Genomic DNA, 14,972 nt, shown 5'->3' on the forward strand with positions numbered 1-14,972 from the left:
TGTCACGGTCGATTTTTGAGCGAAGCCCGGCCTTTCAGGCTGGCGGCACCTGAATTGGCCCCGAAGGCGCTTCTGATCGCGTCTTTGACATGCGCAGTGCACTGCCGCCCGACATTGCCGCCAGTTCCGGAAGTGCAGCCGACAGTTTCGGGTTCTGAGACGAGATGGCTGGGGCGGGAGGATTCGAACCTCCGAATGGCGGTACCAAAAACCGCTGCCTTACCACTTGGCGACGCCCCAATGCGCCGCGCGTTCTAGAGCATCGGCCCGGAAAGGGAAAGCCGGTTTTCGAAGCGGCCCGCGGCGAGTCAAGAAATACGCAACAGGCTGCAAACACCCTGTTGCGCAGCCGGCGCGCGCTGGCTATAAGCCGCCCACCAGTTAATCGGAGTGTGGCTCAGCCTGGTAGAGCACCTCGTTCGGGACGAGGGGGTCGCAGGTTCAAATCCTGCCACTCCGACCAAAATTTCCCGAGATATTGCAAGGAATTGCAAAAAGGCCCCTTCCGGGGCCTTTTTGCTGTCGCGACATCAGCGGCGCTTGGCGAGGTAGCCGACGCAGCGCGCCTCTCCGGCCCTCGGATTCGGGATCTCGAAGGCGAGCCCAGGGCAGTCGTTGGCCGGTGCCGGGCCGTCAGGTAATTCGGTGATTGCGAAATTGAGCGGCTTGATCCGGCGGGCCGTCCAGGTCTTGCCGTTGGCATCGGTCTGTTCGTTGACCTGCCAATCGGCCTGCCCCTCGACCGGGACCAGCAAGGCGAAAGCACACACGCTTCCGGCAAGAAGATTTCTTGTAGCCTGCCCCTTGGTCGGGCGCGCCGGCAGTAAAGCAAGATTCGTGTTTGCCTTCGAGGCACTATGTATCATATCGGAACATCCATCGTTACGCCGGTAACGATTTGGCAACGATTATGCCGGTGGATGCCGTTCCAATGTGGTGACCATCATCCCCGCCGCTCCGGCTCGCTCCGGTTTCGCTGCCGCTCCGTCGCGGCTTCGAGCAGCGGCATGAGATCCCAGATGCGCCGGTTGAGCGTGTCGAGTTCGCGGATCGTATGGACGATTTCCTCCAGCCTCGCATCATCGACCGGCCGGCGCACCCCGAAGCGGAGGTTTCCGCGGCTTTCCTCCACTTTCATGTGCTGGGTGTGGGTGATCTCGCCATGATCGTCGATCACGAAAGTCGCATGGCTGAAATCGTTGCGCAGCCGGGTCGCCGCTGAGAATCGCTCGACGACGTCGGTGAGTTCGTTGCGGACGGCCCGGTCCGATACCGCGATCTTGGCGAGGCGCTGCACCAGGTCGAGACGCGCGCGCGTCGTGTTCAGCGTGGCGAAGACGATCGCCGCGGCCCGCTCGTCTGTGCCGAGCAGCACCATCAGCACATAGATGAACAGGCTCTCATTGTTCGACCAGGCGAGATTCAGGTCGCCTATCAGGTTCATGAAGGTTAATCTGCGGCCAGAGGAACGCTGTGCGGCGAGCGCCTCCTGCGCTGCGAAATCGGGGCGGGGCGGCAGGACCGATTGTCCTCGGGCGGGCTTGCGCATCGCTATCTCATCGGGGCGAGGTTTCGGTCGGCGTTTGGACCGGGAATACAGACCTTAAGGCGGGGGGCCGCCATGTTCGAGCTCATCAAAATCCGCAGGGCGCGCCGCCTGGCTCACGCCACGATCGCGCCCTTTCTGCAGCGCGACCCCAGCGCGAGCGTGACCTTGCAGGCCGGCGACTGGCTGCAGCCACAGATCATCGGCTTCCTGGCCACGCTTGTCACCTTGCTGGCGCAGCGCCATTGCGGCCCGATGCGCGACCACGCCCTGGCCGCGGTGCAGTCTGAGGTCCTCAACACCGTGACCGGCATCGGGCCGGAACTGATCGGCGCCGAGATCTTCCTGCTGAGCAGCCGCGAGGACCCCGCCTTCACCGCCGGCGCGCGCGGAGCCGTTGCCTTCATCGAGGCATTGCGGCCTCACAGCGATCTCGACGATGAGATCGAGCCCTCGCCCACGCCTGGCGACGTTACGCTTCTGAGGCTCTGGGAGGAACATGTCGACCAGTGCCTCCGGCGCGGACCGGCCTTCGGCTAGGCTTCTGGCCCCATACGGGGCCGCAGTTCGAGCCATATTGACCCGAACGGGAGCCGGTTCGCCCCAGGGCCGAGCGATAAAGGGATCGGGAGTCTGTCCTCGCAAAGGTCTTACGCCCTAGGTTTCGCCGTCCTCGCGAGGCGGGCTGCGGGAGCCACCCATCTGTCGTTTGCCGTCGTCGAAGAGGCTGAGTTCGAGCTGCTGCTCGATGCCGCGGCCGGAGGCCAGGATGCCGCTGCTCCGCTCCAGCTCGCTCGACGGCAGCAGGAGCTGGTGCAGCGCATCGAGGAAAAGCGCATCGCTGCTCGCATCGGCAAGGTTCTCGATCGCCTTGAGGAAGCGCTCGTAACGCGACTTGCAGACAGCCTGCCCCGGCTGGAGCGGCGCCGGGTCGTCCGCGATCGGTTCGCGGACGACCCGCTCCAATAGGCGCACGGCTCCCTGTGGCTCCTCGTAGTCCTCAGCGGCGGCCAGCCCCGCCGCGATCTTGGTCTTGAGATGCCAGGCGGTGCGGACCGAGACGCCAAGAACCTGCCCGAGCTTCTGCGAACTCACCCGGTGCTTGCTCGCGACCAGCAGGTAGAGCCCCTGAAGCCAGACATGCATGGGAACGTGGCTGTTCTGGAAGATGGTGCCGTGTCGAACCGTGAAGGGCTTGCGGCAGGCGTAGCACTTCCAGGCACCGATCGGAGTGCTCTGCCCGCTCAGCCGGCCCAGCCGGCAGGTCTCCCCGCAATGAGGGCAGACCGGGCCCTCCCGCCAGACCAACTTCTCCAGCGAGCAGACGGCAGCCTTTTCGTCGTGCAGGCGGACGGCGTTCGCCATAGCCAACCCTCCGGCGCGCAGGTTTCCGCCCAAGGGGCGATTGCCCTTGGGTCAGGAAAAGTCAACGCTTAGTTAATTTAGGGTAACGATTCAGCACATTGACCCCCCAGCCCATCCATGGCTGTTTATATAGGCGGCGCGTCCGATAGGGAAGAAAAAACACTGAGGACGTTTCGGTCAGCCTTTCTGACTTAATCTTCTAATATAGAGCCTATGCTTACGCAGAGCGCAATTTCTGCAGCGCCAATCTATTGTCAAACTGCTCGTCATTGAGCGCCCGTTCGGCGCAACTATAGATTATTGCCAATTTAATAGAATTTGCTCCAGCGAAACCTGAAAGACAAAACAAGAAAAGACCGGTTTCATTGGAACAACATCATGAACAACAAGCGAGGAGGTACGCCAATGACCTAGAACCAAATCAATACCGGAGCAGATGATCCGGCAAGAGGATGACGCTCAATCTTTCACCGGCTGAGCAAAAATCCCAAAAACGAAGCCTTTCCATTCAATCGACATCGTTGAGGGCGGGACGGCGCAGCGCAGAAGAGAGGCGCCTGACCCGGAGCGGCGATGTCTCCTGATCACACAGGAGCGTGTCATGGGTAACCACAACAACAACCATCACAACAACGACGATCCGACGCAGGGCCAGCTTCAGGGCCAGGGCGAGCTTCAGGGTCAGTTGCAGGGTCAGGCCGAACTTCAGGGCCAGCTGCAGGGTCAGGGTCAGGGACAAGGCCAGGGTCAGGGCCAGGGCCAGGGTCAGTCCCAGGGCCAGTCGCAGTATGCCGGTCAGGCCGTCGGCCAGTATGCCGGCCAGGCGGTCGACACCAGCGTCTGGAATGACAACCTGAACGCCAACGGCAATCTGAACGGCAACGGCAACCTGAATGCCAACGGCAACGTCAACTACAACGAGCTCGACAACGAGGTTAACAACCACGTCAACAACTGCGTGAACGTTGACGTGACTGTCGACCTCAGCCTCGAGGGCGCCATCACCGGGCCTCAGGACAACGAGGCCATCGACATCGACAGCATCTACGGCATCACCGACTCCATCGTCATGCCGGATGTGGTCACGCAGAGCGTCTACGAAGGCAACAACTTCAATATCGATCAGATCAACAACCTGACCGACAACGACTCGCTCAGCGGCGCCTCCGTGTCGTACAGCGCCGGCGGCGTGGCCGATGCGTGCTGCTGGGATCCGTGCGGCTCCGATGCCAACTCGGTCGGCGACTTCACGATGAACGCCACCGCTCAGGGCGGCAACGCGACGGCCAATCTCGGTGGGCTCGGCGGCGATGACGGCGACTTCAGCGGCGCCGGCGCGGCCACCGCGGCTGCCACGCTCTCGCAGGAAGCCTTCACCCAGTCGATCGTCCAGGGTGCGAACATCCAGTTCAACTCGATCGATATGACTGTGGGTTCCGGGGACGCTCTCGACTCCCTGTAAGCCTTGTCCGAAGCGACGCCACCGCGCGGGGCCCTCCCCGCGCGGTTTCCGCTCCGGCGCTTCCATTATTTTCGCACGCAACCGCGCGTGAACCCTTCCCACCCGACGCAAATCGGGCAGAGCGGAGGATTGTGCCATGCAGACCGGCGGCTTCACCGAGACGATCTGGCACTTCATCGGCTACCTGCACATCGCGGATTCCGTGGCCCGGACTCAGGTCCTCTATGAGGGCGATCCGGGTCCGCCGCTCGAACCGGAGAGCTTCGTTCCCCCCAGCGAGCCGCTTCGGGGCCTCGCCTTCGACGAGCTTGCTTCGGTTCCGACCAGGATAAACCAGCCGCTACCGGCAGATCCGGGCTCGAGCCAGCTGTTTGTCTCGCCTCACTCCGCTCTCGGCGTACCCACCAAGGTGCTGTCCGCGCCCCCGACCGGGCTGAAGCCCTTGCCACCCCACGTCGAGAACTTCGGCGTTTCCGGCGGCTTCCGCTTCACCTCCCGAGAGATCACGGTCGATTATCGCGGCGCCGACGGCGAAGGCCTGCTCCAGATCAGGCAGATCAACGTGGCGAGCGATCGGGATCTCGTCACCTCGGACGCGATTACCTACAGCGATGGCAGCGTCGTGGTGCCCCCCGAACTGCACCTCGAGGGCGAATTCGCCGCCCTGGTCGACCAGGCCAACGACATCGCCCCTGACGGCGTGCCGGACATGATGACCGCGCTCCACCTCGGCACGAGCGATGTCATCGCCATGGTATCGGCGCGCGACGCGCTCTGGGCCGAGACGGGAAGCCCCAATCCGGACGGCAGCTCGGCCGAGGCAGCCCCTGTGGGCCGCATCGTCGACGGCGTGGCCGGCGCGCCCGATCCTTATGTGCCCACCGTTCTCGACAGCGCTCCCTGGAGCGATAGCAAGCCTGTCGTCGAGACCACCGGCACGACAGCGACCCACGAGGTCACCGGCCCGACGGGCGGCGTAGCGACACTCGTCGAAGCCGGCCTCAACACGCAGATCAACGCCTGCGAGATCATCGATCTCAACGAGGCCGTCGGCTCGATGATCGTCGGCGGCGACTACTTTTACAGTCGCGGCATCGTCCAGGCGAACATCCTGGTCGACAACGACCATGTCGATATCGCCGTCTCCGGCGCTCTCGATCCGATCGTGAAGACCCAGGGCAACGAAGCCCACAACATCGCCGATTTCATCACCCATGAATCGACGATTGAGGTGCGCGGCGCTGCTGCAACGCCACATTGGGTCGTCGACGTCATGAACGGCGACTTCTATGACGTGAAGTCGGTCGTTCAGTTCAACGGCCTCGATGACAACGACCGGACAGTCCAGGCCGAATCCGGAGTCTATTTTCACCTTGAAACGGGCGAAAATCTCCAGCTCAACCTGACCAAGATCTACGGAATCGCCGATTACGACATCATCATCATCGGCGGAAATTACCATCGTTCGGACTGGATATACCAGTACAACATCATGCTAGACCCCGACTCGGCCAAGCTCTACAGCACGGCCGGCGACGACGACGGTAGCACGACAGTCACGACGGGCTTCAACAGCCTGACGAACAAGGCCACCATCTCGACCTACGACGCGACGGCCTTCAAGCCTCTGCAGGACGTGCATCATGACCTGCTCGGGCAGCTCGCCGGCGGAGCGACGACGCTCACCCCCAATGCCGATTGGGATCTGTACGGCAACGCCTCCGGCACGCTGAAGATTCTCTACGTCACCGGCGACTACTACGACGCCAACGTCATTACGCAGGTCAACTTCCTCATCGACGGCGACCAGAGCATCCAGGCCAGCGCGAATGGCGGCACCGAACAGGGCGTCGCGGCCGGCGGCAACAGTGCGCTCAATGAAGCCTACATCGTCGATCCGGGCCTGCTGTCTACATCGAATTACCTCGCCGGCGAAGCCTATGAGGACTCGATGCTGATCCAGGTGAACATCGTCACCGACAGCGACACCGTGACAATCCACGACACCACCACGCTGGTGCCGGAACTCGTGGCCTTCGCGGAGCACGCGGCGCAGGAGCCGCAGCACGACTGCCCGTCGACCCCGGTTCCCGATCCGGCACAGCACGATCACCTGACGTCGAACATTCTGGTCTGAGCAACAAGAAAAGACAGGTTGGAGAAGGGGGCAGGCATGAGAGAAAAGATCGAAGCGACGCCGGTTACGCCGGCGCCTGCCGGCACGGACCCGGTGAGGATGATCGGTCTGCCGCCCGCTATCGGGCTCGGCACGGTCAGGATCGCGCCCACCGCCAACACCAACAATGCAACGGACCGCGCCGCGCCCGCCACGGAGCGCGCAGACGCCCGCAGCGACGGCCAGCCAGCCATCGAGGAGGTCAACCTGCGGCCGCGGCCGGATGTGCAGGAGCCCAAGACCCAGCTCGGCGGCGACAGCGGCGACAAGGGAAAGGGCGGTGGCGGCGGTGGCGGCGGCGGCAATGGCGGCTCCGGACGCGGTGGCGGCATCGAACAGCGCCTCGGCGACCGCGACTTCAAGCAGGTCCTTGGCGCCGGCTTGTCGGGCGCTCGGCGCAACCTCGTGATCGTGGCGATCTTCTCGATCATGGTGAACACGCTCGTGCTCGCCGTCCCGATCTACCTCTTCCAGATGTCGGACCGCGTGCTGACCAGCCGCAGCCTCGACACGCTGGTGATGCTCTCGATCATCGTTATGCTGGCGATCGCTGCGCATGTGCTGCTCGACATGGTGCGCCGCTTCATCCTGATGCGGGTGGCGGTCGATGTCGAAAGCAGACTCGGCGGCCCAGTGCTCGCGGCTGCGGCAAAGGCCGCGCAGACCGGCTCGAACCGCGAGTTCCAGACCTTGGCCGACCTGCAGCAGATCCGCAGCTTCCTGACCGGCCCCGTCATCCTGACGATGCTCGATGCGCCGACCGCGCCGATCTACCTGCTCGCGGTCTACCTGATCCATCCGCATCTCGGCTACATCGTCACCGTCGCGGCGCTGGTGCTGTTCTTGATCGCCTATCTCAACCAGCAATTCACGGCCGTTCCCTTCGCACGCTCCAGCGCCTTCTCGACGCGGGCAAACCTCCAATCGGAGGCCATGTCGCGCAACGCGCAGGTCATCAACGCCATGGGCATGATCCCCGAGGGCGTGCTGATGTGGGGCCGCGAGACCGCCGAATCCCTAAAGTCGCAGGTCAGCGCGCAGGACCGCAACATCATGATGACCGGCGCGTCCAAGTTCTTCCGGCTCGGCACCCAGGTCGCCATGCTGGGCTGGGGCGCCATGCTCTCGCTGGAGAGCCAGCTCACCGGCGGCATGGTCATCGCCTCGTCCGTCGTCGCCGGCCGCGCATTGGCCCCGCTCGAAGGCACGATCGAGGGCTGGCGCAACTTCATCCATGCGCGCGCCGCCTATTCCCGCGTCAAGGCGCTGCTTCAGGCCTCACCCCTCAATCTCGACAGGCTGAGGCTGCCGAGCCCCAAGGGCCGGCTCGATGTCGAGCGCATCCTCTACGTGCCGCCACCGAACAAGAAGGTCATCCTCAACGGTATCAGCTTCAGCCTGGAGCCGGGTGATTCGCTCGCCATCGTCGGCGCCTCAGGTTGTGGGAAGTCGACGCTGGCGCGCATGCTCGTCGGCTCGATCTCACCGACAGCCGGCACGGTCCGGCTCGACAGGATGGAGCAGCGCAACTGGGACCCGCGCCAGTTCGGCGAGAGCGTCGGCTACCTACCGCAGGACGTGCAGCTCTTCCCGGCCTCGATTAAGGCCAACATCGCCCGCATGCGCGAGGACGCTTCCGACGCCGACGTCTTCGAGGCGGCCGAGATCGCCGATATCCATGAGATGGTCGCGCAGTTCGCCCATGGCTACGAGACGCAGATTGGCATCGACGGCGCGCCTCTCTCCGGCGGACAGAAGCAGCGCCTCGGGCTCGCCCGCGCCTTCTTCGGCAATCCGCGCCTCGTCGTGCTCGATGAGCCCAACTCCAACCTCGACACCCTGGGCGAGATGGCCTTGGCACGCGCCTTCGAGCGGGCGAAGAGCCGCGGCATGACCGTCGTGGCGGTGACGCAGCGCCCGGCCCTGCTGCGCAACGTCGACAAGATCATGATGATCAAGGACGGGGCGGTGCAGGCCATCGGCTCGCGTGATGAGATCCTGCCGATGATCGTCGGCCAGCGCAGCATCGAAGGCGGCGGTCCGCGCCCGCATTGAAACCACAAGACCCGGACCGAATCCGGGCATGGGGAGGGAGAGGCACATGGCGCAGGAAATGGTTTCGCAGCCCTGGTACGGCGACGTGCCACGCAGCACCCGGGGGGCCACGATCGCGGGCATCGTCATCGTCGCTTCGACGGTGATGGGCTTCGGTGTCTGGGGCAACACGGCGCCGATCGCTGGCGCCGTCATCGCCACCGGCGTCTTCGTGACCACAGGCCAGAACAAGACGATCCAGCATCTCGAAGGCGGCGTGATCCGGGAGATACTCGTCCGCGAAGGCGACATCGTCGAGCCAGGGCAGCAATTGGTGAAGCTCGACGACGTCTCCCCGCGCGCCGAGCTGCGCCGTCATGAACTCAAGCTCTACCGGCTGGAAACGATCGAGGCGCGGCTGCGCGCCGAGATCGCCGGATCGAGCGATTTCGCCTTCCCCGCCCATCTGCGCGAGCAGAGCGCCGACCCTGACATCGCGGCCCTGCTGGTCACCCAGCGCTTGGCCTTCCGCGCGCGCCAGAACAACATCGCAAGCGAGATCGCGGCGCACCAGAAGAGCATCGACGCGCTCGAGGAGAAGATCACTGGCAGCAAAATCCAGCTCGCCGGCATCGAGAAACAGACGGAACTCCTCAAGGAGGAGCTCGAAGGCAAGCAGGCGCTTCTGCAGCGCGGCTACATCCGCAAGCCGGAGGTGCTCTCGCTGCAACGGCTGGCCGCCAACCTCACCGGCGAGGCCGGCCGCATCACCGGTGACATCGGCGACTCGCGCGAACGCATCGCCCGTTCGCTGGAGCAGATCGACGGTGTGCGCAAGGCTGCGCAGAAGGCCGCCTCGGATCAGTTCCAGGAGATCAGCGCCGACCTCAACGATGTGCGCGAGCGCATCCACACGGTGAAGGGCATCCTCAATCGTTCCGTCATCACGGCCCCCGTCAGGGGCACGGTCGTCAAGCTGCGCTATCACACCTCCGGCGGCGTCATCGAGCCCGGCAAGAACATCATGGAGATCGTCTCGCTGCAGGACGAAATGATCATCGAGGCCCGCGTGCGCCCGCAGGACATCGACAAGATCAAGCACAGCCAGCTCGCCTCGGTCAGGCTGACCGCCCTCAACCAGCGCACCACGCCGATGGTCTCGGGCCGCGTCATCTACATCTCGGCAGACGCCCTGCCCGACGAGAAGCAGCGCGCCTATCCGGGTGTACCCGACCTTTATGTCGTTCGCGCAAGGCTCGATGCGAAGAGCCTCGCAGACGTTCATGATTTCCGGCCGACGGCCGGCATGCCGGCGGACGTCTACATCCAGACCACGGAACGGACCTTCTTCGAGTACCTGCTGCAACCGCTCAAGGACAGCATGGCGCGGGCCTTCCGCGAGACCTGAGACGCATTTTCGGGCGAAGTGGGAACCGCTTCGCGTGAAGAAAATGCGACGAGTAAAGAGCTAGAACGCTTCTGCGCTTCGGAGAAGCACGGAAGCGTTCTGATGCGCTTCCAGCCGGCCTCGCCCGCCCTTGCCGGCCAGGAAGGCGGTTTCCCGGTGCCAACGGCACCGGGAAACCGTCACCCATCTGTCAGATGGCGCGACTATTGCACCGCCTCCGAAGAAGGAGACGAGCGATGCTGACCCACTGGCCGAACGAGGCAAAAGCAACGATCGCCCTGATCGCCCTCTCGGCGGCGGGCATCCTGGGGTGGCTCTCCGGCGCTGGCTTCTGAACGGTCGCCTGCCCCCTGTCCAAGCGCCTCGACAGCCTCTAGGGTGCCGTCCTCTTCGAAACGGACGGTCGAAAACCATGAAGCGCGTTGTCATCCTTGCCGGTCTTCTCGGGCTGGCCCTGTCGCTCTCGGCCTGCGACAAATGCGGCAATTTCGGTCCGTTCTTCGGCATGTCCGACAAGAGCTGCGGCGGCCAGCAGACGAACTGACGCATCGACGGACAGGGCTTAAGACAACGAAAAAGGCCGGGGCAAGCCCCGGCCTTTTCCATTTCGAAGGACGTTCTCGCTCAGCCGCGACGGCCGATCAGCGACCAGCCTGCGCCCGCGAAGCAGGCCGTCAGCGCGACCTTGAGCGCCTCGCCGAGCAGGAAGGGTTCGGCGCCATAGGCGAAGGCCTTGGCAAACCCGACGCCGGTCACGCCGCCCGCCATCTGCGCGCCGAAGGCGAGCCACAGGCAGCCGAGCGTCAGAAGCGCGAGATCGGCCAGCACGAGCCCGCCGACGAGACGCAGGCGCGAGGCGCCACGCTCGGCTGCCCAGCCCGCGACGGCCGCGGCAACGACGAAGCCGACGAGGAAGCCGCCGGTCGGGCCGACGAGATAGAGCGGGCCGGCGGCCACCGGCGGCGTGTTGGTGAAGACCGGCAGGCCGATCAGGCCATAGGCAATGTAGAGCGCTATCGTCGCGGCGCCGAGGCGCGCACCATAGGCGGCGCCAAGACCGAGAACGGCCAGCGTCTGCAGCGTCATCGGCACCGGCCAGAACGGCACCTTGACCTTCGCGGCCAGAACCATCAGCAGGCTGCCGGCGACGACGAGCGCGGCGTTGCGCAGCGCGACAGAGCGGGCGCCGGCGGCGGGGAAGAGCGTGCCAGCGAGCGTTGGCGCCTGCATGGGGAGCGTCTCGGCCATGGGCTTGGGATCCTTTCCGCAAACGGCCGCGCGTCGCGACCGCTTTCGCGTCTATAGGAAAAGCCGCCGGAGGCCACAAGCCGGCATCCCCCTGCGCATATGGACAGATGGCTTGCGCGGAATCCGCAAGAGGCAGGCCGCGTCGCATGCGCTACAAGGAGGCATGAGCGACGACATCGAATTCGACAGAAGCGCAACCACGCCGGCCGGCGAGGTCGCCCCCCTGTCTCCGCTCGTGCGCCGCGTCATCGCCGGCAATGGCGGCCCGATGACCTTCACCGGCACCTGCAGCTACATCGTCGGCCATGGCACGGTGGCGATCATCGACCCCGGCCCGGACGATCCCGCTCATGTCGAGCGGCTGCTCGCAGCCGTCGCCGGAGAGACGGTGAGCCACATCGTCGTGACGCACACCCATCGGGACCACTCCCCCGCCGTTCCGGCGCTCAAGGCGGCGACCGGGGCGCGGATCGTCGGCTGCGGCCCCCATCGCCCTTCGCGCGAGCTCGGCCCGGGCGAAGCCCGCGTCCTGGATGCTGCCGGCGATACGGGCTTTGCGCCCGAATGGCTGATGCGCGACGGCGATACCGTCACCGGCCCGGGCTGGAGCCTCGCGGCGGTCGAGACGCCCGGCCACACCGCCAACCACATCGCCTTCACACTTGCCGAGGAGCAGACACTGTTCTCAGGCGACCATGTCATGGCCTGGTCGACGACCATCGTGGCGCCGCCGGACGGCTCGATGTCTGCCTACATGGCTTCGATCGAGAAACTGCGCGGCATGGAGCATGCGCTCTACCGGCCGGGCCATGGTGGGCCGGTCACGGACCCGCAGCGTTTCCTGCGCGGCCTCGTCCAGCACCGCCGCCAGCGCGAAGCCGCGATCCTGAACCGGCTCGGGCTCGGCGACGACACCATCGCCGCCATGGTGCCGGTGATCTATCAAGGGCTGGCACCGGCGCTGCATGGGGCGGCCTCGCTCTCGGTGCTGGCGCAGCTCGAGGATCTGGTGGCGCGCAGTGTCGTCGAATCAAGCGACGAGGTTCCCGCTCTCGGCAGCCGCTACAAGCTCAGCTAGAGCATCGGCCCGAAAAGTGGACTGCGGTTTTCGGAAAAGCCGATGCTGAAACAAGAAGTTAGATCATCGGACCGAATACGATATTCGGTCCGATGATCTAGCGGCTGTCCATCAGCAGCTCGATCTCGTCCGCGAAAGCCGCGATCCGCTCGGCGTTGACGCCGAGATCATGGCTGCCGAGGCGCGAAGCCGACCGGACGTCGATCCGGCTGCCGTCGACGCGCGGCCGGATGCGGATGGTGATGTCCTCGGAAAAACGCAGGATGCGTCCGCGCGCCACCGCCTCGATCCGCCCTGCCCCGCTGCGCCCGCCCGGCCGCGCGCTCTCCAGCACCTGCCAGCCGAGGCTGCCGGCCGCCCGCCGCGCCAGTTCGTAGGCGGCTTCCGCCGGCACCTCCAGCAGGATCGGCACCGCCTTGGGGTAGGCCTGCCGCTGTACGCGTCGGCGCAGGGTCGATACATCCGGTGGCACACGGCCGGCACGCGCCGTCAGAGCAGCCTGCGAGCGGCTGAAGGCGGGCGGATCGTCGATATCGGTCGAGACATCGGCCAGCGCCGGCCTGGTCAGGAACCTGAAGGCGAAATAGCCGGCCGGCAGGAGCGGGATCAGCAGCAGCAGCAGCGCCGCTGCCGCGATGCCGACGCCGCGATGGCCGAAATGCCAGATGCGGATGAAGGCGATGATCGCGAGGCCCAGCGCGGCAAACACGAAGACATAGGCGCCCGCGACCGGCGCCAGCCCCTCGATGCTCGGCTCGCCGAGCCGGACCAGCAGCAGGGAGAGCAGCAGCACGGCGAGCGAAAACCACGCCAGCCTCCGGCTCCAGACGGCGGCGCGCGAAACCGGTTCCTCGAAGACGAGACGACGGTGCATATCCCTCTAGGTGAGGCCATCGCGCGCGGAAGGCAAGCCGCCGCCACGGATGGAAAGGCTTACGCCGCCGCAGGATGAACCCGGCACAGGGAATCCTCAGGAACACAGCTCCCTGATTTCGGCATCGGCGGCCAGCCTTTTCAACCTCATCTCAATAGAAACTAACGCGTTTTTAAGAGCTTCATTGGCAACGGTAAGTCAGCGTCGCTGCCATTTCCGGAAAAGGCAGCACAAGCCGTGACCAGGGGGCTCGCGTGACCAAATTGTTTTCCAACATGTCGATCAAGACGATGCTCGTCGGGCTCCTGGCCCTGATGGGGCTCGTCGTAGCCGTGCTCAGCGGCCAGCAGATCTGGACCGCATACGAGCGCAACCACGCGGCCGAGAAGGTCGCGACGCTGTCCGACCTGAACAAGAACCTGTTCGACGCGCTCGTCGCGGCTCGCCTCGAGCGCGCCTCGATGCAGACGTCGGTGATCCAGCCTCCCGGGACGAACCAGGGTTCGATCGACAACTACATGATGCGCCGCAAGGCGGTCGACACTGCGATGGCTTCGGCGTTGCCGGTCGTCGCCCGCTGGCCGCAGGGCGAGGTGAAATCCGCCGTCGCCACGCTTCAGACCGCTCTGGCCGAGTTCAGCAAGGTCCGTGCGCAGGTCGATGCGGAAGCCAAGCAGCAGCCGGCCGCCCGCACGAAGGACCTGCCGGCCACGGTGTTCAAGGTCGGCGAGAACTATCTCCAGACTCTCGAGACGGCATCCACGGCGGTCGAAGCCGAGATCCGCGCGGCCGCTCCGACGCTGGCCGACCTTGTCATGGTCCGCTCGCTGGCCTGGTCCGTCCGGGCCGTGACCGGCACGAGCGGCGCGATGGTCAGCTCGATCCTGGCGCAGAACCGCCCCTTCGACGCCAAGGAATCGCGCGCCATCACCATCGCCGAAGGCAACGGCACCTTCGCCTTCAATTCGCTGCGCGCCATCGCCGACACGCCGCAGGCGGCTTCCGAGATCAGGGCTGCCGTCGCCAAGGCGCAGTCGAGCTATTTCTCCGGCCGCTTCCAGGAGATGCGGGACGATCTGATCGGCAAGCTGACGTCGGGCCAGACTGTTTCGCTGACGCCGGATGTCTGGCGCGAGTCGGTGGTGCCTGCGCTGGAGACGGTCGGCGACATCGCCAGCGCCGCGATCACGGTCCTGAACAATAAGGCCGACACCGCGGTCGATACGACGTTCTGGAGCCTGATGCGGTATTCCGCGCTGTTCGTTGCCGCACTCGGCCTCACCGCTTTCGGCTTCTGGCTGGTGCTGTCGCGTGTGACGGCGCCGATCGGCAAGATGACGCAGGTCATGAAGACGATGGCTGAAGGCGATCTCTCGGTCGCCGTGCCTTATGGCGACCGCAAGGACGAGATCGGCGCCATGGCCGGCGCTCTCACGGTCTTCCAGGAGAACGGCCTGCGCGTGCGCGCCCTCGAAGAGCAGGAGCGCGCAGCGGCAGCCGCGCGCCTCGCGCGTGCCCAGTCGATCGAGGCGGTGGTCTCCGATGTCGGCGAGGTGGTCGCTGCGGCTGCGGCCGGCGATTTCTCGGCCCGGCTCGAGATCACGGACGCCGACGAGCAGATGCAGCGCCTCGTCGCCGGCATCAACGAGATCAACGCCGTGGTGGATTCCGCCACGACGGAGTTCGCCGGGACGCTGTCGGCGATCGCCGGCGGTGACCTGACCAACCGGGTCGAGACCGCCTATCGCGGCAAGTTCGCCGATCTCAAGGGCGCCATCAAC

13 protein-coding genes and 2 tRNA genes are annotated in these 14,972 nt (G+C 65.1%); 9 read left to right on the forward strand and 6 right to left on the reverse strand.

Going from position 1 to position 14,972, the window contains the following annotated elements:
* Positions 1-165: 165 nt before the first annotated feature.
* Positions 166-240 (reverse strand) — tRNA-Gln (locus BoBH3_RS16585).
* 146 nt (positions 241-386) lie between these two features.
* Here BoBH3_RS16585 and BoBH3_RS16590 point away from each other — a divergent pair.
* Positions 387-463 (forward strand) — tRNA-Pro (locus tag BoBH3_RS16590).
* A gap of 67 nt (positions 464-530) precedes the next feature.
* On the opposite strand, the gene BoBH3_RS16595 is transcribed toward BoBH3_RS16590, so the two are convergent.
* Positions 531-770, reverse strand: a complete 240-nt coding sequence (locus tag BoBH3_RS16595; protein ID WP_262331916.1) for a hypothetical protein — start codon at positions 768-770, stop codon at positions 531-533.
* A 173-nt stretch (positions 771-943) separates the two neighbouring features.
* Positions 944-1,444 (reverse strand): hypothetical protein, encoded by a 501-nt coding sequence (locus BoBH3_RS16600; RefSeq protein WP_262331917.1) that lies wholly within the window; start codon positions 1,442-1,444, stop codon positions 944-946.
* 177 nt (positions 1,445-1,621) lie between these two features.
* Here BoBH3_RS16600 and BoBH3_RS16605 point away from each other — a divergent pair, with 177 nt between their 5' ends.
* Positions 1,622-2,086, forward strand: a complete 465-nt coding sequence (locus BoBH3_RS16605; protein WP_262331918.1) for a hypothetical protein — start codon at positions 1,622-1,624, stop codon at positions 2,084-2,086.
* A gap of 117 nt (positions 2,087-2,203) precedes the next feature.
* Here the strand turns inward: BoBH3_RS16605 and BoBH3_RS16610 are convergent, their stop codons facing one another.
* Positions 2,204-2,911, reverse strand: a complete 708-nt coding sequence (locus BoBH3_RS16610) for a transposase (protein WP_262331919.1) — start codon at positions 2,909-2,911, stop codon at positions 2,204-2,206.
* A gap of 601 nt (positions 2,912-3,512) precedes the next feature.
* On the opposite strand from BoBH3_RS16610, the gene BoBH3_RS16615 reads away from it, so the two are divergent.
* From BoBH3_RS16615 to BoBH3_RS16635, 5 genes are all read left to right on the forward strand, one after another.
* Complete coding sequence (locus tag BoBH3_RS16615) at positions 3,513-4,373, forward strand: hypothetical protein (RefSeq protein ID WP_262331920.1); 861 nt, start codon at positions 3,513-3,515, stop codon at positions 4,371-4,373.
* Between the two features lie 136 nt (positions 4,374-4,509).
* Positions 4,510-6,510: a hypothetical protein gene (locus tag BoBH3_RS16620; RefSeq protein WP_262331921.1), complete on the forward strand. Its 2,001-nt coding sequence runs from the start codon at positions 4,510-4,512 to the stop codon at positions 6,508-6,510.
* A 36-nt stretch (positions 6,511-6,546) separates the two neighbouring features.
* On the forward strand, positions 6,547-8,604 hold the full coding sequence (locus BoBH3_RS16625; RefSeq protein ID WP_262331922.1) for a type I secretion system permease/ATPase: 2,058 nt from the start codon (positions 6,547-6,549) through the stop codon (positions 8,602-8,604).
* Positions 8,605-8,650: 46 nt separating this feature from the next.
* On the forward strand, positions 8,651-9,991 hold the full coding sequence (locus BoBH3_RS16630) for an HlyD family type I secretion periplasmic adaptor subunit (RefSeq protein WP_262331923.1): 1,341 nt from the start codon (positions 8,651-8,653) through the stop codon (positions 9,989-9,991).
* A 412-nt stretch (positions 9,992-10,403) separates the two neighbouring features.
* A complete protein-coding gene (locus BoBH3_RS16635; RefSeq protein ID WP_262331924.1) occupies positions 10,404-10,535 on the forward strand; it encodes a hypothetical protein in 132 nt (43 codons plus the stop codon).
* Positions 10,536-10,615: 80 nt separating this feature from the next.
* Here BoBH3_RS16635 and BoBH3_RS16640 read toward each other — a convergent pair whose 3' ends face one another.
* Entirely contained in the window at positions 10,616-11,239 is a 624-nt protein-coding gene (locus BoBH3_RS16640) for a biotin transporter BioY (protein WP_262331925.1), read from the reverse strand.
* Between the two features lie 163 nt (positions 11,240-11,402).
* Between BoBH3_RS16640 and BoBH3_RS16645 the strand changes: the two genes are divergently transcribed.
* Positions 11,403-12,317, forward strand: a complete 915-nt coding sequence (locus tag BoBH3_RS16645) for an MBL fold metallo-hydrolase (protein ID WP_262331926.1) — start codon at positions 11,403-11,405, stop codon at positions 12,315-12,317.
* Positions 12,318-12,414: 97 nt separating this feature from the next.
* On the opposite strand, the gene BoBH3_RS16650 is transcribed toward BoBH3_RS16645, so the two are convergent.
* Positions 12,415-13,191, reverse strand: a complete 777-nt coding sequence (locus BoBH3_RS16650; RefSeq protein WP_262331927.1) for a DUF1499 domain-containing protein — start codon at positions 13,189-13,191, stop codon at positions 12,415-12,417.
* A gap of 254 nt (positions 13,192-13,445) precedes the next feature.
* On the opposite strand from BoBH3_RS16650, the gene BoBH3_RS16655 reads away from it, so the two are divergent.
* Positions 13,446-14,972 (forward strand): HAMP domain-containing protein (locus BoBH3_RS16655; RefSeq protein ID WP_262331928.1); only part of this gene is annotated, 1,527 nt, incomplete at its 3' end.

The organism is Allobosea sp. BH3 (genome assembly GCF_025499465.1).
Lineage (GTDB): Bacteria > Pseudomonadota > Alphaproteobacteria > Rhizobiales > Beijerinckiaceae > Allobosea.

Excerpts from the sequence above, each read along its gene's own strand:
- BoBH3_RS16635 (WP_262331924.1), top strand. The coding sequence starts at position 10,404 with ATGAAGCGCGTTGTCATCCTTGCCGGTCTTCTCGGGCTGGCCCTGTCG.
- BoBH3_RS16625 (WP_262331922.1), top strand. The coding sequence starts at position 6,547 with ATGAGAGAAAAGATCGAAGCGACGCCGGTTACGCCGGCGCCTGCCGGC.
- BoBH3_RS16610 (WP_262331919.1), bottom strand. The coding sequence starts at position 2,911 with ATGGCGAACGCCGTCCGCCTGCACGACGAAAAGGCTGCCGTCTGCTCG.
- BoBH3_RS16650 (WP_262331927.1), bottom strand. The coding sequence starts at position 13,191 with ATGCACCGTCGTCTCGTCTTCGAGGAACCGGTTTCGCGCGCCGCCGTC.
- BoBH3_RS16645 (WP_262331926.1), top strand. The coding sequence starts at position 11,403 with ATGAGCGACGACATCGAATTCGACAGAAGCGCAACCACGCCGGCCGGC.
- BoBH3_RS16620 (WP_262331921.1), top strand. The coding sequence starts at position 4,510 with ATGCAGACCGGCGGCTTCACCGAGACGATCTGGCACTTCATCGGCTAC.
- BoBH3_RS16640 (WP_262331925.1), bottom strand. The coding sequence starts at position 11,239 with ATGGCCGAGACGCTCCCCATGCAGGCGCCAACGCTCGCTGGCACGCTC.
- BoBH3_RS16605 (WP_262331918.1), top strand. The coding sequence starts at position 1,622 with ATGTTCGAGCTCATCAAAATCCGCAGGGCGCGCCGCCTGGCTCACGCC.
- BoBH3_RS16600 (WP_262331917.1), bottom strand. The coding sequence starts at position 1,444 with ATGAACCTGATAGGCGACCTGAATCTCGCCTGGTCGAACAATGAGAGC.
- BoBH3_RS16615 (WP_262331920.1), top strand. The coding sequence starts at position 3,513 with ATGGGTAACCACAACAACAACCATCACAACAACGACGATCCGACGCAG.
- BoBH3_RS16630 (WP_262331923.1), top strand. The coding sequence starts at position 8,651 with ATGGCGCAGGAAATGGTTTCGCAGCCCTGGTACGGCGACGTGCCACGC.